The sequence below is a fragment of the Reyranella soli genome (genome assembly GCF_007992495.1).
GTDB lineage: Bacteria > Pseudomonadota > Alphaproteobacteria > Reyranellales > Reyranellaceae > Reyranella > Reyranella soli.
Window position 1 is genome coordinate 1 of the sequence record NZ_BKAJ01000201.1, and the last position, 17885, is coordinate 17885.

At 65.3% G+C, this 17885-nt stretch carries 19 protein-coding genes; 10 read left to right on the top strand and 9 right to left on the bottom strand.

Annotated elements, in window-relative coordinates:
- The first annotated feature begins 150 nt into the window (after positions 1 to 150).
- From RSO01_RS41220 to RSO01_RS41240, 5 genes are all read left to right on the top strand, one after another.
- Positions 151 to 1755: an ABC transporter substrate-binding protein gene (locus tag RSO01_RS41220; RefSeq protein ID WP_170303752.1), complete on the top strand. Its 1605-nt coding sequence runs from the start codon at positions 151 to 153 to the stop codon at positions 1753 to 1755.
- 7 nt (positions 1756 to 1762) lie between these two features.
- Positions 1763 to 2731, top strand: coding sequence for an ABC transporter permease (locus RSO01_RS41225; protein WP_147156429.1), 969 nt, complete (start codon positions 1763 to 1765; stop codon positions 2729 to 2731).
- Between the two features lie 10 nt (positions 2732 to 2741).
- Positions 2742 to 3650 (top strand): ABC transporter permease, encoded by a 909-nt coding sequence (locus RSO01_RS41230; RefSeq protein WP_147156430.1) that lies wholly within the window; start codon positions 2742 to 2744, stop codon positions 3648 to 3650.
- Positions 3651 to 3831: 181 nt separating this feature from the next.
- Positions 3832 to 5688: a flavin-containing monooxygenase gene (locus tag RSO01_RS41235; protein ID WP_170303753.1), complete on the top strand. Its 1857-nt coding sequence runs from the start codon at positions 3832 to 3834 to the stop codon at positions 5686 to 5688.
- Positions 5689 to 5731: 43 nt separating this feature from the next.
- Positions 5732 to 6565, top strand: a complete 834-nt coding sequence (locus RSO01_RS41240; protein ID WP_218037625.1) for an SDR family NAD(P)-dependent oxidoreductase — start codon at positions 5732 to 5734, stop codon at positions 6563 to 6565.
- Between the two features lie 105 nt (positions 6566 to 6670).
- Here RSO01_RS41240 and RSO01_RS41245 read toward each other — a convergent pair whose 3' ends face one another.
- Positions 6671 to 7099, bottom strand: coding sequence for a hypothetical protein (locus RSO01_RS41245; RefSeq protein WP_147156433.1), 429 nt, complete (start codon positions 7097 to 7099; stop codon positions 6671 to 6673).
- 336 nt (positions 7100 to 7435) lie between these two features.
- Here RSO01_RS41245 and RSO01_RS41250 point away from each other — a divergent pair, with 336 nt between their 5' ends.
- Positions 7436 to 8143 carry a DUF4198 domain-containing protein gene (locus RSO01_RS41250; protein ID WP_147156434.1) on the top strand — a complete coding sequence of 236 codons (708 nt, stop codon included), beginning with the start codon at positions 7436 to 7438 and terminating at the stop codon, positions 8141 to 8143.
- Positions 8144 to 8203: 60 nt separating this feature from the next.
- Here RSO01_RS41250 and RSO01_RS41255 read toward each other — a convergent pair whose 3' ends face one another.
- From RSO01_RS41255 to RSO01_RS41265, 3 genes are all read right to left on the bottom strand, one after another.
- Complete coding sequence (locus tag RSO01_RS41255) at positions 8204 to 8581, bottom strand: DoxX family protein (protein WP_147156435.1); 378 nt, start codon at positions 8579 to 8581, stop codon at positions 8204 to 8206.
- A gap of 170 nt (positions 8582 to 8751) precedes the next feature.
- Positions 8752 to 10158 carry a carotenoid oxygenase family protein gene (locus tag RSO01_RS41260; RefSeq protein ID WP_147156436.1) on the bottom strand — a complete coding sequence of 469 codons (1407 nt, stop codon included), beginning with the start codon at positions 10156 to 10158 and terminating at the stop codon, positions 8752 to 8754.
- A 21-nt stretch (positions 10159 to 10179) separates the two neighbouring features.
- Entirely contained in the window at positions 10180 to 10698 is a 519-nt protein-coding gene (locus RSO01_RS41265; RefSeq protein WP_170303755.1) for a TetR/AcrR family transcriptional regulator, read from the bottom strand.
- Positions 10699 to 10850: 152 nt separating this feature from the next.
- Here RSO01_RS41265 and RSO01_RS41270 point away from each other — a divergent pair, with 152 nt between their 5' ends.
- Entirely contained in the window at positions 10851 to 11471 is a 621-nt protein-coding gene (locus RSO01_RS41270; RefSeq protein WP_147156438.1) for a glutathione binding-like protein, read from the top strand.
- A 69-nt stretch (positions 11472 to 11540) separates the two neighbouring features.
- Here the strand turns inward: RSO01_RS41270 and RSO01_RS41275 are convergent, their stop codons facing one another.
- Both RSO01_RS41275 and RSO01_RS41280 read right to left on the bottom strand, forming a co-directional pair.
- Positions 11541 to 12377, bottom strand: coding sequence for an enoyl-CoA hydratase (locus tag RSO01_RS41275; RefSeq protein WP_147156439.1), 837 nt, complete (start codon positions 12375 to 12377; stop codon positions 11541 to 11543).
- Positions 12374 to 13522, bottom strand: coding sequence for an amidohydrolase family protein (locus RSO01_RS41280; protein ID WP_147156440.1), 1149 nt, complete (start codon positions 13520 to 13522; stop codon positions 12374 to 12376). The genes RSO01_RS41275 and RSO01_RS41280 overlap by 4 nt, the downstream gene beginning before the upstream one ends.
- Positions 13523 to 13561: 39 nt before the next feature.
- On the opposite strand from RSO01_RS41280, the gene RSO01_RS41285 reads away from it, so the two are divergent.
- Positions 13562 to 14305: a 2-keto-4-pentenoate hydratase gene (locus tag RSO01_RS41285; protein WP_147156441.1), complete on the top strand. Its 744-nt coding sequence runs from the start codon at positions 13562 to 13564 to the stop codon at positions 14303 to 14305.
- Here the strand turns inward: RSO01_RS41285 and RSO01_RS41290 are convergent.
- From RSO01_RS41290 to RSO01_RS41300, 3 genes are all read right to left on the bottom strand, one after another.
- A complete protein-coding gene (locus tag RSO01_RS41290; protein WP_147156442.1) occupies positions 14302 to 14673 on the bottom strand; it encodes a hypothetical protein in 372 nt (123 codons plus the stop codon). The genes RSO01_RS41285 and RSO01_RS41290 overlap by 4 nt on opposite strands.
- Positions 14674 to 14822: 149 nt before the next feature.
- On the bottom strand, positions 14823 to 15224 hold the full coding sequence (locus RSO01_RS41295; RefSeq protein ID WP_246159163.1) for a hypothetical protein: 402 nt from the start codon (positions 15222 to 15224) through the stop codon (positions 14823 to 14825).
- A 31-nt stretch (positions 15225 to 15255) separates the two neighbouring features.
- Complete coding sequence (locus RSO01_RS41300) at positions 15256 to 16035, bottom strand: enoyl-CoA hydratase/isomerase family protein (RefSeq protein ID WP_147156443.1); 780 nt, start codon at positions 16033 to 16035, stop codon at positions 15256 to 15258.
- A 45-nt stretch (positions 16036 to 16080) separates the two neighbouring features.
- On the opposite strand from RSO01_RS41300, the gene RSO01_RS41305 reads away from it, so the two are divergent.
- Together RSO01_RS41305 and RSO01_RS41310 are read left to right on the top strand one after the other, a co-directional pair.
- The gene (locus RSO01_RS41305; protein ID WP_147156444.1) at positions 16081 to 16821 is read left to right on the top strand and encodes a carbonic anhydrase; all 741 of its coding nucleotides are present in this window, start codon (positions 16081 to 16083) and stop codon (positions 16819 to 16821) included.
- Between the two features lie 25 nt (positions 16822 to 16846).
- Complete coding sequence (locus tag RSO01_RS41310; protein WP_170303756.1) at positions 16847 to 17821, top strand: ABC transporter substrate-binding protein; 975 nt, start codon at positions 16847 to 16849, stop codon at positions 17819 to 17821.
- Positions 17822 to 17885 lie beyond the last annotated feature (64 nt).

Below are 17885 nucleotides of genomic sequence, written 5' to 3' on the forward strand. Positions count from 1 at the left end.
GTCATGAGCGCGCAGGATGCGCGCGGTCCGGAAGACCATGAATATGAGCGGACCTGGAGGTCCGCGGTCCGGCAAGACGTGCAGCAAAGCGTAAGCGTCAGCGTACGAGAAAGGAAAACCAAAAGAAATCAGGTTGCACAGGAGGAGGCGATGTACGTGCGTACAGGACTCATGGCTGCGGGCCTTGGCCTCGCAGTCTCGATCGCAGCACTTCCCGCCGGGGCTGAGGCGCCCAAACGCGGCGGCACGCTCACCTACATGATCCCGGCCGATTCGCCACCGAGCTTCGACGGCCATCGCGAGACGACCTTCGCCACGGTGCATGCCGCGGCGCCGTTCTACAGCGTGCTGATCCGCGTCCCGCCCGACAACCCGGCCTCGACCACCGAGTATGTCTGCGATCTCTGCACCGAGATGCCGAAGCCGACCGACGGCGGCAAGACCTACACCTTCAAGATCCGCCCCGACGTGAAGTTCCACGACGGCAGCCAGCTCACGGCCAAGGACGTCGGCGCGAGCTGGAACCGCATCGTCTTCCCGCCGCAGGGCACGACCAGCGCGCGCGTCAGCTACTACGCCATGGTCGACAAGATCGAGGTGCCCGACGACAACACCATCGTCTTCAAGCTGAAGTTCGCGACGTCGGCGTTCCTGCCGGCTCTCGCCGATCCCTTTACCTGGATCTTCAAGAAGGAGATCCTCGACAAGGATCCGCACTGGTACGAGAAGAACATCATGGGGTCCGGCCCGTTCAAGTTCGCGAGCTACGACGTCGGCCAGGCGATCAAGGGCGTGCGCAACCCCGACTACTATCACAAGGGCCAGCCCTACCTCGACGGCATCGAGGGCATCTTCGCCGACAAGCAGTCGGTCCGCGTCGACGCCATCCGCGCCGACCGCGCCGCCATGGAGTTTCGCGGCCTGCCGCCGTCGGCCCGCGATTCGCTGGTCAAGGAGGCCGGCAAGGACGTGAACATCCAGGAGAGCGACTGGAACTGCGGCAACATCATCACGCCCAATCACAAGAAGAAGCCGTTCGACGACGTCCGCGTGCGCCGCGCGCTGGCGCTCGCCGTCGATCAGTGGAAGGGGGCGCCCGCGCTCTCCAAGATCGCCAACGTCAAGACGGTGGGCGGCATCGTCTTCCCGGGCTCGCCGCTCGCCGCCACAAAGGAGGAGCTGGAGAAGATGGCGGGCTACTGGCCCGACATCGAAAAGGCGCGGGCCGAGGCGCGCCGCCTGCTCAAGGAGGCCGGCGCCGAGGGCCTGAAGTTCGAGCTGACCAACCGCAACGTCGACCAGCCCTACAAGTTCGTCGGCACCTGGCTGATCGGCGAATGGAAGAAGATCGGCCTCAACGTCGAGCAGAAGGTCGTGCCGACCGGGCCGTGGTTCCAGGCCATGCGCGGCGGCAATTTCGACGTCGTGGTCGACGCCAACTGCCAGAGCATCGTCAATCCGGCGCTCGACACCGGCAAGTACCTGCCGAAGTCGGTCTATCCGGAGAGCTACGGCGACTACGATGATCCCAAGTCGGTCGAACTCTACAACAAGATGCTGCGCGAGAGTGATCCCAAGGCGCAGCGGGCCGCCATGCGCGAGTACGAGACCCATACGCTCGACACGATGGCCCACGCGATCATCACGCCGTACTGGTTCCGCATCATCCCCGAGCGGTCCTATGTGCGCGGCTGGAAGATCAGTCCCAGCCACTACCTGAACCAGGATCTCGCGAACATCTGGCTGGACAAGTAGGACCGAGATGTATCGCTACGTCGTCACGCGGCTCCTGCTGGCCATTCCCACCCTGGTGGGAGCCGCGGCCCTGGTCTTCGTCCTGATGCGGCTCATTCCGGGCGACGTCTGCTTGATCCGCCTCGGCATGGGCTCGCACGGCAATCCGGCGGCGATGGAGGCGTGCCGCCAGGCCCTCGGGCTGAACAATCCGCTGATCGTGCAGTTCCTCGACTTCCTGGGCAGCTACTTCACGTTCGATTTCGGCACGTCGATGTGGTCGGGCCGGCCGGTCGCCGTCGAGATCGGCACGCGCCTGCCGGTGTCGCTGCAGATCGCCCTGATGGCCACGGTGATCGCCGTCCTGATCGCCATTCCGCTGGGCACGATCTCCGCCCTGAAGGAGAACACCTGGCTCGACCATATCGTGCGCATGGTGGCGATCGCAGGCATCGCCACGCCCTCCTTCTGGCTCGGCATCATGTCGCTGGTGCTGGTGCTCGACATCACCTACCTGGCGACCGGCAAGGCCTGGATGCCGCCGATCGACTACGTACCGTTCTGGCAGGATCCCCTCCGCAACCTCTCGATCGTGCTGCTGCCGGCCATCACCGTGGGCTACCGCTACTCCGCGGTGACCATGCGCATGACGCGCTCGGCCATGCTCGAGGTGATGCGCGAGGACTACATCCGCACCGCCCGCTCCAAGGGGCTGGTCGAGCAGATCATCGTCAACCGCCACGCGCTCAAGAACGCGCTGTTGCCGGTCGTTACCCTGATCGGCATCGAGTTCGCCTTCCTGATCGGCGGCCTGGTCGTCACCGAGCAGGTCTTCAACCTGAACGGCATCGGCCGGCTGTTCGTGCAGTCGGTGCAGAACCAGGACAACGTCATGACGCAGGCGCTGACCATGCTGGTGGTCGCCGTCTTCGTCCTCACCAACCTCGTCGTCGACCTGCTCTATGCCTGGCTCGACCCGCGCATCCGCTACTCGTGAAGGCCAAGCGATGACGATCACGGTACCCAATCGCGCCGCCGCGGCACCAATCGACGAGGCCCTCGACCGCAAGCGTTCGCCGCTCGACGTCGCGCTTCATTTCGTGAAACGCCAGCCCCTCGGCACCTTCGGCCTCGTGATCGTCGTGGTCATGTTCCTGGCCGGGGCGCTGGCGCCCTGGATCGCGCCGTTCGATCCCGAGGAGAACGACTTCAACGCCATGATGGAGGCGCCGAACCTGATCCATTGGCTGGGCACCGACCAGCTCGGCCGGGACATCTTTTCGCGGCTGGTATTCGGCGCGCGCACCGCGCTGATCGTGGGCTTCAGCTCGGCCGTGCTGGGCGGCGTCATCGGCCTGGTGATGGGCGTGGCCAGCGCCTATTTCGGCGGCTGGTTCGACCTCATCTTCCAGCGCGTGCTCGACGTGCTGATGGCCTTCCCGCTGATCATCCTGGCGCTGGCCGTGGTGGCGGTGTTCGGCACCGGCGTGTTCAACGTCATCATCGCCATCACCATCCCACTGGTGCCGCGCTGCGGCCGCGTCGTGCGCGCAAGCGCGCTCGCCGTGCGCGAGGTGCCCTATGTCGACGCGGCCCGCGCGCTGGGCTTCAGCCATACCCGCATCGTGCTGCGCCACATGGTGCCCAACGTCATCGCCCCCTTCCTGATCCTGCTCTCGGCCTTCGTCGGCCAGGCGATCCTGGCCGAGGCCTCGCTCTCCTACCTGGGCCTCGGCGTGCAGGAGCCGGTGCCGGCCTGGGGTCTGATGCTGCAGGGCGGGGCGGAGGAATACGCCACGACGGCGCCGTGGATTGCGGTGTTTCCCGGCGTGGCGATCATGCTGACAGTGCTGGGCATCAGCCTGTTCGGCGATGCGTTGCGCGATGCGATCGATCCCAAGCTGCGGGATCGGTAGCTAAGGATCCAACGGCTCCCCGGCGAGATGGCTTTCACACTGCAAAAGGTGGTGTGCATTCTCGTCTTATTCGACAGCGGTATCGTCCTTACAGTGTTGCAAGACATGGACGGAGTCCTGCGATGAATTTTGGCTCACTGCCGCGACCGTTGGTGGACCCGTCATGGATCGGGCTACGCGCATGAGCGAGGCCGTCCGCATCGACCCGAAGACCGGCCGCAAGCTGTTCGCCACGCGCGCGGCCAAGGCGACCGACAAGATCGCCGGCAAGGGCTACTCGATCGTCGAGGACGAGGCCCTCAAGACGCTGCCGCCGCCGCCACGTGGCGCCGTCTTCAATGCCGAGGAGCAGGCGAAGTACCGGAAGTTCAAGGAAGCACGCGCCGGTGCGGCTCACTACATTCGCCTGGAAGGCGAATTCGCCACGTATCTGGAGGATGTCTATTCCGGCACGCCGGTACCGCGCGATGCCCTGGACGACGACTGCGAAGTCCTGGTGATCGGGGCCGGCTTCGGGGCCCTTCTCCTGTGGTATCGGCTGATGAAGGCGGGCTTCACCGACGTGCGGTTCTGCGAGAAGGGCGGCGATGTCGGTGGCACCTGGTATTGGAACCGCTATCCCGGCATCGCCTGTGACGTCGAGAGCTACAGCTACCTGCCTCTCCTCGAGGAGATGGGCCACGTCCCCTCCATGAAGTTCGCGTCGGGCTTCGAGATCCTGGAATACTGCCAGTCGATGGCGGAGCGGTTCGGCTTCTACGACCACTGCCTGTTCCACACCACGGTCGAGGCGACGGTGTGGGACGACGCAGCCAAGCGCTGGACGGTCAAGACCGACCGGGGCGATGCCATGCGCGCCCGCTTTGTCGTATTGGCGAACGGCATCCTGACGACACCACGCCTCGCCAAGATCGACGGCATGGAGACCTTCAGGGGCAAGGCCTTCCACACCTCGCGCTGGAACTACAACGTGGACCTGGAAGGCAAGCGGGTCGGCATCATCGGCACGGGTGCAACGGCGGTGCAGGTCGTGCCCGAGATCGCGAAGGTGGTGAAGGCGCTCTACGTTTTCCAGCGTACGCCCTCGTCCATCGACGTGCGCGATCAGCGTGCCACGACGGAGGAGGAGTACGCCACCTGGCCGCATGAGCGGGACTGGGCCGTCAAGAGGCGGGAGCGCCTGGCCCTCATTTCCGCCGGGCGCACCGCGTTGCAGGGTAACGACGACTTTTTGTCGGGCAAGGTCGAGGCCTACAAGCAGCAGAAGGTTTACGAGCGCGAGCTGACGCCGAAGGAGATGATCGACGCCCAGCTCAACAGCAACTTCCGCGTCATGGAGCAGATACGCGCGCGCGTGGACTCCGTGGTGACGAGTCCGAAGACCGCGGCGGCACTGAAGCCCTATTATCCCTACGGCTGCAAGCGGCCGACGTTCCACGATGAATTTCTACCGACCTTCAACTTGCCTCATGTCCACCTGGTCGACACGGCGCCGACGGGGGTGAAGCTGATCAACGAACGAGGCATCGTTCACGACGGCGTGGAATATCCCCTCGATGTCCTGATCTACGCGACCGGGTTCGAATGGATGGGCACCGGCTCCTTCAACATGATCCAGGGCCGAGGAGGGAGGACACTGAGGGAGAAGTGGGAAACCGAAGGCACGAAGACCTTCCTGGGCATGCACTCGGCCGGCTTTCCGAACCTCTTCATCATGAACGGCCCACAGGGTGGTGGCGGCCAGTTCAATTTCACCCGTGTCGCCGAAATGCACGCCCACTATATCGTCTGGGCCTTGCAGACAGTCAGGGCCCGCGGCGCCACGACCATCGACGTGACCGGCGAAGCCGAAGACGAGTACGCCCAGCATTGTGCCGAGATGGACGTGCTGTCGGCGCCGTTGCGGGATTGCCTCTCCTACTACAACGGCGATGGCACGGCGAAGCCGGGAAGCCTCGCCTACTACGGTGGCGGCCAACGCTGGCACGACAGGCGGGAGGCGGCGCAGAAGTCGATGTCGCCCTATCGGATCGAGTAGGACACCTCTGTTGGATCAACGCATTTCCGGAGGCAAGGCGGGCATGGCGGAACTGGAAGGCAAGGTGGCGGTGATCACCGGCGGCGCCAGTGGAATCGGCGAGGCGACGGTTCGTCTCTTCGTGAAGGAGGGCGCACGCGTCGTCATCGCCGACATGCAGCGCGAGCGGGGAGGGGCGCTGGCTGGCGAGCTCGGCGCCAACGCAACTTTCGTCTCCTGCGAGGTGCGCCAGGAAAACCAGGTGAAGATGGCGGTCGATACGGCCGTCGGACGCTGGGGGCGTCTCGACTGCATCTTCAACAACGCGGGCTTCGGCGGCGCGCTCGGCCCGATCGAGGATATTCCGGCGGACGAGTTCGACCTGACGTTCGACGTCCTGGTCAAAGGCGTTTTCCTGGGCATGAAGCACGCGATACCGGCGTTGCGGAAGCAAGGTGGCGGCTCGATCATCAACACCGGCTCGATCGCCGGCGTCGTCGCTGGGCGAGGGCCAATCGTCTATTCTGCGGCCAAGGCCGCCGTGAGCCACATGAGCAAGGCGGCTGCGATGCAGCTCGGACCGGAGTCGATCCGGGTCAACTGCATCTGCCCGGGAGCCATCGCGACGCCGCTTTCCGCCAACACGGTGGGTCGGCCGGATTCCCTGATCGAGGAACGCCTCTCTGACTACGCCGGTCTCCAACCCATCCCCCGGGCCGGTCTCCCGGACGATATCGCGCAAATGGCCCTTTTCCTGGCGAGCGACCGCTCCACCTTCGTCACCGGCCAAGCCATCGTCGTCGATGGCGGCGGCGCCACGGGTGTCATGTGGGCCAATCAGAAGCCCGCCTACAAAACCCATCGGCCGATAAGGGTCTACAACCCCGACCAACGATGAGAGCAGGGCGACCGGCCAAGGCGCCGCCGCGCGAGAAGGTCGGGCCTGACGCCGCGCGATGCGGCGACGACAGGCCCGACTTCAAGTGCTGTCTGCGTTCGCGGCCTACTGGGCCAAGCGCCGCTTCTCGCCACGGGGCTTGAGGGTCGCTGGAGCCGTCTCTTGAGACTGGGCAACGTCGGCCGGCGGGATCGGGATCTGCGCGCGCTCGAGGGCGCGTTTCAGCGTCGTGATGCCGGCGGTGATGTTGCCTTTCTGGCAGTCTTCCAGCCCCATTCTGGCGTCCAGGGGTTTGGCGTAGCCATCGGTATTGTGGCGCGACCAGAGGCCGAACAGCTGCTGGCACCGCGCCAGGGTGTCTTCGCCTGACGCCTGCGCGAGAAGCGTCTGGTTGGCTGATGAGGTGCCAACCGAACGGGAACTGGTCGAAAGCGAATCGGCCGAAACCGGTCCAGCGTAGCCAATAGCAACGATTGCACTGGAGAGTATTGCCGCTGCGCGCAGAACGTTCGATGGCAGAGAGTACGTCGTCATGTGCCTGCATCCCTCGTTTGGAGCTTCATCGGTTGCGGACGTGGGGTGCAGGCTTGCGTTCGACGAGAAAAGAGATCTCGACATCACATGCGAAAATTACGTGATGTTACGCGGCGTAGACTAAGTGGATTCGCGAGTGAGTCGGTATCTCGCACTGGCACTTTCAGCGCGGCTCGCTGTCTCCTTCTCGATCGATCCGTGGTGGAGACGTTGCGAGTGTCACCGTTTCATTCAACCGCCGGCGCCTGCGCGGCGCAGTGATCCTTCTTGCGCGGCGACCGGTGGACGTTTTCCTAGAATGCCTCTAGCATGCACTCGCATCTGGAGGGCAAGTGCATGCGTTCAAGGTTCTTTCAGACGGCGGCGGCCACGCTGCTGTCGTTCGGTCTCGCGGCGGGGGCTTCGGCCCATTCGATCTGGGTGGAGCGCGAGGGCGACGGCGCCCACATCTACTTCGGCGAGTTCGACGAGAACCTACGTGAAGGCTCGCCCGGCCTGCTCGATCGCCTGAAGCCCGAGGCCAAGGTCGCGGGCAGCGACAAGGCGCTGAAGATCGACAAGCAGGCGACCTTCTTCGCCGTCGCCGGGCCGCTGGGCAAGGACGACAGCATCGTCGCCGAGACAATCTCGGTTAACGAGCGTCGCGGCGACAAGCCCACGAAGGTGCTGAACCGGCTCGCCGCGCGCTATGTCGCCGACTTCAAGGAGCAGGCGCCGGTCAACACGCTCGACATCGTGCCGGCCGGCAAGCCTGGCCTGTTCAAGGTCTTCTACCAGGGCAAGCCGCTCGCCAAGGCGAAGGCCGAGCTGATCGCCGAGTCGGGCTGGAAGCGCGAGTTCAAGACCGACGAGCAGGGCGCGTTCGAGGCGCCGCTGCCGTGGCGCGGCGGCTACGTCATCGAGGTCTCGCACACCGACGCCACGCCGGGCAAGCTGGGCGAGGAGGCCTACGATTCGGCGCGCTCAGCCAGCACGCTCTTCGTGCGCGTGGCCGACGGCATGCAAGGACCGCCGCAGCCGCCGGTGACGACGCCGAAGCGCTAAGACGAACCTGGAGCGGGCACGATCCGTTCGGCTGCCGGGTCCAGCCGAACGGAATGTGCTTTAGGCAAGCCGGCGCAGGGGCAGGATCGTCCGCACGTTGGCGTCCCTGAGGAACAGGCCCAGCCACGCCAGGACTCCGATCAGCAAGCTGATGAGCTGGGGAGGGCTGCCGATCTCGCCCATGCGGAGATGCAGGGAGATTGCGCCGCCGAAGAAGCCGGTCACGAGAATGGCGCCCAGAACGGATGTGCGCGGATAGGCATACAGGACAGCACAGAGCAGCATCAGCGCCGCCAGGACGGGCACCAGCTCGATGGGGAAGCCCGAGGCCGACATCTCTGCCTCGATGAGCTGCGGCGCGAACAGGTTCACCGACGCATCCTCGACCAGGATGATCACGACCAGGGCGCTCGTGATGCGACCGGCCCAGATGCTCATGGTCGCCGGCCTACCGATGGACGCGATTCCAACATCTTAATTATCTAAACCATCGAAATTCAGGCGGCGGCCCTATTGATAGTGGCCAGGGACAGTGCGGACCACCACGATGGGACTACCGGAAAGGGCGGGAACTCCCGACGATAAGGGCCTGAAGCCGAGTCGCCGAGTTATTGGGGCCGCGGCGTAAAGGTGCCGTGCAGACAGAACGGCACGTGGTGCGTGAGTCTGCCGACGAACAGCGGCTTGTCGGCGACGTTGCGCGCGTCGAGGCCGACGATGTCGGTGCGCTTGCGCGCGGCGTCGAAGACCTGGGTGATCACGACTCCGTCGTCCTCCGCACCGTTCGGCACGGCGACGAAGCAGGGCTCGCCGGGATACCCGTCGGGCCCGAAATCGTGGTGGGTCACGGCGCCGGTCTCGCAGTCGAGCTTGGAGAGACGCTGCTGCAGGCCACGCGGTCGGTCGGGCGGGCTGCTCAGGAAGTAGGTGTGGCGGTGGCGCTTGCCGACCGAGGCCGGGTTGACGAAGGGAAACTCGTTGGCTTGACCGGTGTCCCAGGTCCGGCTCGTGACCTTGCCGCTGGCCAAATCGATCGAGAGGCGGGTGAGGGTGGCCATGCCCTTCGCCGGCCATTCCGACTTCCAGAAGTTGCGCGCGGCCTCTCCGACGGTCAGGTAGTCGGGATAGCGCATCAGGTCGATCACCACTGCGCCGTCCTCCTCGTAGCCGTTGGCGAAGTGGAACTGGAAGAAGGCGTCGGTCTCGATGATGCGCGGCTGTCCGCCGGCGCGCGGCACCAGCAGGATCAGTGTCGGCTTGCCACTGTCCCAGTGCAGGCCGCCGTCGAAGCTTTTAAGGCCCAGCAAGAAGGCCAGCGGCGATTGCAGGATAGGGCCGATGCAGAACGCCAGGTGGTTCCTGGTCAACACGAAGTCGTGGTTCATCACCGCATAGGGCAGGGTGATGGCTGGCAGCGCGGTGAGGCCGCCCTTGCTCAGGCGGTAAGGCGTCAGCGTGCACTTGGCGCCGTAGTCGACGCCGAAGTTGAACAGCTCGCCGGTCTCGGGATCGCGCTTGGGATGGGCCGAGAAGGCCTTCACCTTGCCGCCGAAATCTTCTACGCCACGCGTCTCGAGGGTCGCGGGGTCCATGACGTAGGGCGCGCCGCCTTCCCACAGCGACAGCAGCCGGTCGCCGTCCATCAGCACCGAGGTGTTGGACACGTTGGCGGGTAGCCGGAAGGCGTTGCCCAAAACGCCGCCCGGACGCATGTTGCCGAAGCCACGATTGACGACGCGGCCGGCCCTGGTCTCGGCGCGGTAGTTGTCCGTGGCGACATAGCGATTGCGGAAGTGCATGCCGTCGTCGCCGAAACGCACCGCCGCGATCATGCCGTCGCCGTCGAACCAATGGGCGAACCACTTGCCGCCGATGTCGTTGCGGCCTGGGCCGTTGTGGAACAGCGTGCCCCTGAGCCAAGCCGGCACCTGGCCGTCGATCTCGTCGAGGCGGTAGTCGTGTTCTTCCTCGAGGGAGCGGAAGCCTGCGCTCCACGGATAGGCATCGGTCGTCATTGCGCCGATGCTACCACGTCTTCAACCGCAGATCGTGGGCACCATGGAGTTGGCGAAGGCCTTCAGATCGGACGCCTTTGTGCCCAGCCGCGCGCGGATGGCGATGGCGTACATGATGGCGCTGGCCATGCGGGCGCGCTCTGCGGGCGCCGGCGTCTTCGGCAGGTCGCTGGCGGCAAAGCCGCGCTCCAGGCTCTTCTCGATCGCGGCCAGAAGCTCGGCGGCAGCTTCGCCGATCCGGGGATAGGTCGGCGATTCGACGGCGGCGGTGCCGACGATCATGCAGCCCGGCCGGTGCGGCGGTGCGGTGTAGAGATCGATCGCGGCGGAGTAGACCTTGGCCAGGCGCTGCTGGATCGTGCCGGGGCCGGCCAGGATCGCGTCGAGGCCCTCGATGCTCTTGGCTCCGTAGAAGCGCAAGGTGGCGATGTAGAGCTGCTCCTTGTCGCCGAACGCAGCGTACAGGCTCGGCCGGTTGAGGCCGGCCGCGGCGGCCAGCTCGTCGAGCGAAGCGCCAGTGAAGCCCTTGGCCAGGAACACGCCGCGGACTTTCTCAAGTACCTCCTCGGTAATGAAGCCGCGCGGCCGGCCGCGTGAACGTTTCGTTATTTCTGTACTGGTTCGCATAATTAGCCTTGACGTGGCCCGTCAGCCGTATTTCTGTACCGTATCGCATAAAACAGGAGGACGCGATGGAACTGTTCGCCTCACCCATGGCCTGCTCACTCGCCTCGCATATCACGGCGCTGGAAGCGGGTCTGCCCGTCAAGGTCCGCTTCGTCGAGAACAAGAAGACCGACGACGGTGGCGACTATTTTCAGATCTCGGCCAAGGGCTATGTGCCGGCGCTGAAGCTGGACGACGGCCAGATCCTGAACGAGGGGCCGTCGGTGCTGCAGTACCTGGCGGACCGCAAGCCTGAGGCCGGGCTGGCGCCGGCCTGGGGCACGGTGGAGCGCTACCAGCTCATCGACACGCTGAACTACCTGTCGACCGAGCTGCACAAGCGCATCTTCTACAACGTGTTCAATCCCAAGGCCGCGGACGTCACCAAGCAGGCTGCCCGCGAGCTGTTCGAGCCGACCTTCGATTACCTGTCGAAGAAGCTCGGGACCGGCGACTGTCTCGTCGGCAACACGTTCACCGTGGCCGATGCGTATCTGGTCACCATGCTGAACTGGGCGGTGTTCCTGAAGATCGACCTCTCGAAGTGGCCGACCATCGCGGCGTACCACCAGAAGCACCTGAAGCGCCCGTCCGTCGTCCAGGCGATGGGTGTCGAGATGGCGGAGAGGCAGCGTAGGGCGGCGTAATCTTCGCTGGGAGCGCGGGCCTCCGGCCCGCTTCATAAGTCATGAGCGGGCCGGAGGCCCGCGCTCCCACTATGACGCAACTTTCTTGTTCAGCACCGCGAACCGGTCCTTCGGCGCCTTCTCCCGCGCCGCAGGACCGTACGTCCCCATCTCCATGCGATGCGGGATGGTGAGCATGTAGTTCTTGAAGGCGTTCTCCATCGCCGCCCTGAAGCCCTGCGCATCCATCGTCTCGTTGACCGACGCCTTGGCGAGCTTCATCGCGTAGGGATCGCGCTCGGCGATGTCCTGCGCCAGCGCCATAGTCTCCTCCTCGAGCTTTTCCCGCGCGACCACGCGATTGACCAGCCCGGCGCGCTCGGCTTCGGCCGCGCTGATGAAGCGGCCAGTGAACAGATACTCCTTGGTCTTGCGCGGCCCGAAGTCCCACGGCATCGAGAAGTACTGCACGTGGCTGCCGCCCCACTTCACGGCGCGGTCGGCGAACTGGGCATCCTCGCTGGCGATGATGAGGTCGCAGGCCGAGGCGATCATCAGGCCGCCCATGATGCAGTAGCCCTGGACCTGGGCGATGGTCGGCTTGGGCAGGTCGCGCCAGCGCATGGTGTTCTCGAAGAAGCGCTCCCACAGCCGCCGGTACTCGCCCTTGAAGCCGGGCTCGAGCGGTGTCTTCTTCTGGTCCGCCAACTCCTGCGGGCTGCCGAGATCGTGGCCGGCCGAGAAATGCTTGCCGGCGCCGGCCAGGATGATGACCCGCACCGTGTCGTCGTCGACGCCGCGCAGGAAGGCATCGTCGAGCTCCTCCAGCAGGACGCGGCTCTGCGCGTTCAGCACGTCAGGCCGGTTGGTCGTGATCTTGAGGACCGCACCGGTCTGCTCGGTCAACAGGGTTGAATACGTGCTCATGCCAGTCCCGCTCCCATGAGGTCGACGAAGTTGTCGCAATAAAAGCGCTGCTTCTGCTGCTCGCTGATGTTGTTGGCTTCCATCGAGGCCTCGAAGCGCTTGATCGGATGGCGCCCGCCCTCGACATGCGGATAGTCCGACGAGAAGAGGCACACTTCGTCGCCCGCATTGGCGATGATCCAGCCGGCATCCTCGTGCGGATAGGGCGTGACGCGTACCTGGCGCTTCACGAACTCGCTGGGCCGGAGCGACATCTTCTGCAGTCGCTCCTCGTTCTTGTAGAAGGCGTTGTGTGCCGAATCCATGTTGCGCATCCAGCCCGGCACCCACGAGGCGCCCTGCTCGATGACGCCGAACTTCAATCTCGGAAAGCGGTCGAGCACGCGGTCGACGACCAGCGCGGTCAGCGCCTTCATGACGGGATAGGCGATCGCCATGTAGTCGATCGACTTGAAATTGTCGTCGCCGCCGTGGAAGTCGGGAACGGGCGGCAGGCCGTTGTTGAAGTAGGCGTCCTCGAGAAGCTTGCCGCCGCCGCCGACATGGAAAACGATCGGCAGCCCGGCCTCCTGGGCGATCGCCCACAGGGGATCGAAGCCGATGTGGCTCGGCGAATGGTTGTCGGGGCAGCGCGAGGGGATCATCAGCGCTTTGGCGCCGAGCTCGATCGCTTCCCTGGCCGCCTTGGCGGTGCGCTCGAAATCGACCAGCGGCACATAGGCCGTCGGCAGCAGGCGCCGGTCGACCGAGCAGAACTCGACCATGTGCCGCGTATGGGCGCGCGCCACGGCGTAGGTGAGGTCGGCATCGGGGCCACCTTCGAGCACCGAGGAGTAGTTGAGCAGCGCCGTCGTGAACATGAGCTGGCTGGCGAAGCCCAGAAGGTCGATCGAGCGCGGGCGGTCGTGTCGAGTGGAAGAGCCGAGCGCGGCCCAGTTCTTGGCCAGCATGATCTGGCTTTCGTCGAACGCCGCGCCGCTGCGTGCGTCCTTGAGGTGGCTGTGAAAGCCCTCGCGCCGTGGGAACAGCACGTCATCGCCGACGCGGCCGCGATACTTCGCCTCGAGATGATCGGCGAGGAAGCCCGGCAACTCCATGATGTGCGCATCGGCATCGTGAATGACGCGCCCGCTGGCGTAGGGCATTGTCCCTCCGGATCATTTCTTGCTTGAGGCGAGCTTAGCATGACGGTCGACATTTCCCACGCCGTGCGCGGCCTCCTGGAAGCACGGCGCACCGGCATCCAGGTGGCGCCGCCCTTCGCACTGCCGAACCGCGATGCGGTCTATGCCATCCAGGACGGCGTTTTACGCGCGACGGGGCCGGCGGCAGGCTGGAAGGTCGGCGCGCGCACGCCGACAGCCGAGCCCAATCCCGCGCCACTGCTCGCGGGCGCGCTGGTGCCGTCGCCGGCGCGCTTCGACGGCAAGGCCATGCACATGATCGGCGTGGAGATAGAGATCTCCTTCCACATCGTGCGCGACATCGCAGCGCGCAGTGAGCCGGTCGGGCGCGACGAAGCGCTCGCCGCCGTCGGCGACGCCTTCGTCGGCATGGAGGTGGTCGACACGCGGCTGGCGAACTTCCAGCAGGCCGATCCCGAATGGCTTTTGGCCGACAACCAGATGAACCATGCATTGGTCGTGGGAGATTCGATCACGAACTGGAAGAACCTCGACTGGGCAAACCTGCCCGTGAGGCTGGTGATCGACGACAAAGTGGTAGTGGATCAGAAGGGCGGATTGGGAGCGGTCGATCCGGTGCGGCCTCTGGCCTGGATGATCGATCACGCGGTCCGCAAGCGCGGCGGCCTTCGCACGGGGCAGGCCATTACCACGGGTTCATGGACCGGCCTTCGCTACTTCCCGCCGGGAACTCGCGCGCGTGGCGAGTTCCCGGGGCTTGGATCTGTCGAAGCGTCCTTCTAGTACTTGATCGCGACCGTGCGGCTGGCGGCGTCGCTCACGCTATCCACCTTGGGCAGCGCCTTCACAGGCTCGTGTGCCACGACGATCGCATTGGCGGGCGCGCCATCACGGATCATCTCCTGCTTCACGGCTTCGGCCTGGTCAGTACGACCCTGCAGGTGAACCGTCTTGCCGGCCCTCGCTGCGGTGATGGCGTTGCTGACCATCGGCGCGGCCGACGGCGGCAGCACGTTGCCCTTCTGAAGGAAGATGATGGTTTCCGAACGCGGCTCGCCGGTGGCGTAGGCCAGGTTCGTGCTCTGCGCCATTGCGGGAGAGGCCAGGAACAGGCCGCCGAGGATGACGGCGGCAATGCGATATTTCTGCATTGGGCTGTGACTCCTTCACGCGTTGAATCGCGTATGGAATCAACTCCGGACCCGGCCTCGTGGTTCCCTGTGCACAACCCATGTGCACTGCCACGAAGCCGGCACAATTTTTACTATTGCTTGATCAGCCGCCGGCGGCGGCCCAGCCGCTAGTAGTACCAGCCGTACGGCCAGCCACCCCACGGACCCCAATCCCAGGAGTACATTTCCATTTCCTGGGCGGTCATGGCGTTCTCGTCGGCGAGCTGCTTGTCGAACATGTTCTTGCGATAGAGCGCATAGGCGTTCTGGTCGCCGACATACAGGCACACGCAGACCGTCGGGTCGGGATAGACGTAGAAGACGCGGCCGTCGCGGATCTGTCGCGAGAAGCGGTGCGCCGGCAACTGCTTGAACGACGCCTGGCGCGCCGGCGTGTTGGCCGGCACGAACTTGAAGCCGGCGGCCGTCATCATGTCTTCCTTGCCGGCGATCTTCTGCTGGGGGTTCTCGCAGGCGGCGGCGGCAACGCACAGTCCCAGAGCGGCAAGAGTTGTCCCAATTCGCTTCATCACCTTCTCCTTCTTCATGTCCCGCCGGGTGTCATGTCCCCGACCACTTCGGCGTCCGCTTGGCCAGGAATGCCGCCATGCCTTCGCGAAAATCGTTGCTACCGTAAGCCAGTCTGATGAGATCGTCGATATTATCGTCGCCCAGCCGCGCCTGCAGGCGGCGCAGCGCCTCCTTGGTCACCTGGAGCGTAATGGGGGCATGGCTGGCGACCGTACGGGCCACTTCCTCGGCCCGGGCGTGCAAGGCGGTTGCATCGGGCAAAAGCTCGCCGACCAGCCCGATGTCGAGGGCGGTCGGCCCGTCGATCAGCTTGGCCAGGAAGATGACCTCCTTGGTGCGCTGCGGGCCGATCAAGGCGGCCAGCCGGGCGTAGTTGGCCATCGACAGGCAGTTGCCGAGCGTGCGGGCGATGGGGAAGCCGAACTGGGCGCTGGTGGTGGCGAGCCGGAGGTCGCAGACCGCCGCGATCGCCGCCCCGCCGCCGGTGCAGAAGCCCGCGATGGCGGCGATGGTCGGCACGCTGCAGCGCTCGATGGCATCCACGATGCGGTCGATCTTGCGCTCGTAGGCGATGCCGTCCTCGCCGTCCTTGAACTCCTGGAACTGGGCGATGTCGGTGCCGGCGGCGAAGGCCTTGTCGCCGGCGCCGGTGATGACCAGGGCCTTGGCCTCGCCGGTCCGGCCGACGCGGGCGCAGATCTCGGCCAAACCTTCATACATCGCGAAGGTAAGGGCATTGCGCGCCTGCGGGCGGTTGAAGGTGATCCAGCCGACCTCGCCGCGCTTGTCGTAGAGCAATTCTTGGGTCATTTCGCCTTGCTGCCAGGGTGAACAAGACATGGTAGGCGAGACGTCATGGCGTTGGAACGACTTCTCAAGGGCTTCAAGGATTTCCGCACCGGCTATTACCGCGAGCATCACGACCTGTTCGAGAAGCTCGCGACCGAGGGCCAGTCGCCGAAGATCCTGATCATCGGCTGCGCCGACGCGCGCGTCGATCCGGGCATCCTGACCCAGACCAAGCCCGGCGACATTTTTACCGTGCGCAACGTGGCGGCCATGGTGCCGCCGGCCCAGTTCCCGCCGGACACAAGGCACCATGGCACGTCGTCGGCCATCGAATTCGCGGTACGGGGGCTGGGCGTCGAGCACGTGGTCGTGCTGGGCCATGCGCTGTGCGGCGGCATCGGCGCGCTGGTCGACGGCCGCGACAGCATCTACGCCAGCTACGACTATCTCTCGACCTGGACCGCCATCGCCCAGGACGTGCGCGACCTAGCAGTCAGCAAGCTGAAGGGCCGCTCGCGCGAGGAGATCACGCGCGCCGTCGAGCAGGCGGCCGTGCTGAACAGCGTCAGCAACCTGATGGGCTTCCGCTGGATCGAGGAGAGGGTCGCGGCCGGCGCGCTCGCCCTGCACGGCTGGTGGTTCAACATGACCGAAGGCCAGCTTTACGCCTTCAATCCCGAGACGGCCGTCTTCGAGGCGGTGCACGGCATCAAGGTTCAGCCGACGGTTGTCAAGGGCACGACGCTGTCGGATATCAACCCAGATCAGTTCATTTCCGCCGTCGCCGCGAGGAAGCCCTCGTTCTAGTATCCTCCCGGCTGGGGAGGACGCATTGCACCGTCGAGGCGTAGCGAGGCTTCTGGGCGCGGCTGTTGCGCTGGGCCCAATCGCCGTGCGTGCTCAGCAGTCGCTGCCCGTCGTCGGCTTTTTCCACTCCGGTTCGCCCGAGCAAAACGTCAAGCGTCTGGCCGCCTTCCGCAAGGGCCTGGCCGCAGCAGGCTTCGTCGAGGGCAAGAACGTCACGATCGACTTCCGATGGGCCGGTGGCCAGAACGCCAAGCTACCCGAGCTGGCGGCGGATCTCGTCGCCAAGCGCGTCGCGGTGATCGTCACGCTGTCGAGCACGCCGGCGGCGGTTGCCGCCAAAGCGGCGACCAATGCCGTTCCGATATACTTCCTGATCGCCGACCCGCCGGTTCAACTGGGTCTTGTCGCCAGCATGAACCGGCCGGGCGGCAATGCCAGCGGCATCATCACCTTGAACGTCGAGCTGGTGCCCAAGCGGCTCGAGCTGCTGCGCGAGATCGCCCCGCAGGCCGCGGTGCTCGCGGTGCTCATCAATCCCAATCATCCCAGCGCCAAAGCCGTCGCCGAGGCCGTGCAGGCGGGAGCCAAGGCGCTCGGCGCAGAGAGCCAGATCCTGCAGGCAGTGACGGACGAGGAGATCGAGGCTGCCTACTCTGCGATAAAGCCGGCAACGGCGCTGTTGGTGGCGACCGATCCGTCCTTTTTCGTGCGACGCGCCAAGCTTGCGGCGCTGTCGCTGAAGGGGGCGGTGCCGACGATGTTCGACAACGCCGAGGCCGTCGCGGCCGGCGGGCTGTTGAGCTATGGCGCCAACGTCGAAAGCCTGTGGGAACGCGCCGGCCTGAACGTGGCGCGCATCCTCAAGGGCGAGAAGCCGGCCGACCTGCCGGTCGAGCAGGCCACCAACTTCAGCCTCGCCATCAACCTCAAGACGGCCAAGGCGCTTGGGCTGCAAGTGCCGCCGAAGCTGCTGGCGATGGCCGACGACGTGATCGAGTAGCTGCGGGCGCCACTCTCATGCTCTTGCGGACCGCCGGCCTCCGGCCGGCTCATTCTCTTCGGAG

Coding starts and splice junctions, on each gene's coding strand:
- RSO01_RS41220 (WP_170303752.1), top strand. CDS start 151: ATGTACGTGCGTACAGGACTCATGGCTGCGGGCCTTGGCCTCGCAGTC.
- RSO01_RS41225 (WP_147156429.1), top strand. CDS start 1,763: ATGTATCGCTACGTCGTCACGCGGCTCCTGCTGGCCATTCCCACCCTG.
- RSO01_RS41230 (WP_147156430.1), top strand. CDS start 2,742: ATGACGATCACGGTACCCAATCGCGCCGCCGCGGCACCAATCGACGAG.
- RSO01_RS41235 (WP_170303753.1), top strand. CDS start 3,832: ATGAGCGAGGCCGTCCGCATCGACCCGAAGACCGGCCGCAAGCTGTTC.
- RSO01_RS41240 (WP_218037625.1), top strand. CDS start 5,732: ATGGCGGAACTGGAAGGCAAGGTGGCGGTGATCACCGGCGGCGCCAGT.
- RSO01_RS41245 (WP_147156433.1), bottom strand. CDS start 7,099: ATGACGACGTACTCTCTGCCATCGAACGTTCTGCGCGCAGCGGCAATA.
- RSO01_RS41250 (WP_147156434.1), top strand. CDS start 7,436: ATGCGTTCAAGGTTCTTTCAGACGGCGGCGGCCACGCTGCTGTCGTTC.
- RSO01_RS41255 (WP_147156435.1), bottom strand. CDS start 8,581: ATGAGCATCTGGGCCGGTCGCATCACGAGCGCCCTGGTCGTGATCATC.
- RSO01_RS41260 (WP_147156436.1), bottom strand. CDS start 10,158: ATGACGACCGATGCCTATCCGTGGAGCGCAGGCTTCCGCTCCCTCGAG.
- RSO01_RS41270 (WP_147156438.1), top strand. CDS start 10,851: ATGGAACTGTTCGCCTCACCCATGGCCTGCTCACTCGCCTCGCATATC.
- RSO01_RS41275 (WP_147156439.1), bottom strand. CDS start 12,377: ATGAGCACGTATTCAACCCTGTTGACCGAGCAGACCGGTGCGGTCCTC.
- RSO01_RS41280 (WP_147156440.1), bottom strand. CDS start 13,522: ATGCCCTACGCCAGCGGGCGCGTCATTCACGATGCCGATGCGCACATC.
- RSO01_RS41285 (WP_147156441.1), top strand. CDS start 13,562: ATGACGGTCGACATTTCCCACGCCGTGCGCGGCCTCCTGGAAGCACGG.
- RSO01_RS41290 (WP_147156442.1), bottom strand. CDS start 14,673: ATGCAGAAATATCGCATTGCCGCCGTCATCCTCGGCGGCCTGTTCCTG.
- RSO01_RS41295 (WP_246159163.1), bottom strand. CDS start 15,224: ATGAAGCGAATTGGGACAACTCTTGCCGCTCTGGGACTGTGCGTTGCC.
- RSO01_RS41300 (WP_147156443.1), bottom strand. CDS start 16,035: ATGACCCAAGAATTGCTCTACGACAAGCGCGGCGAGGTCGGCTGGATC.
- RSO01_RS41305 (WP_147156444.1), top strand. CDS start 16,081: ATGGCGTTGGAACGACTTCTCAAGGGCTTCAAGGATTTCCGCACCGGC.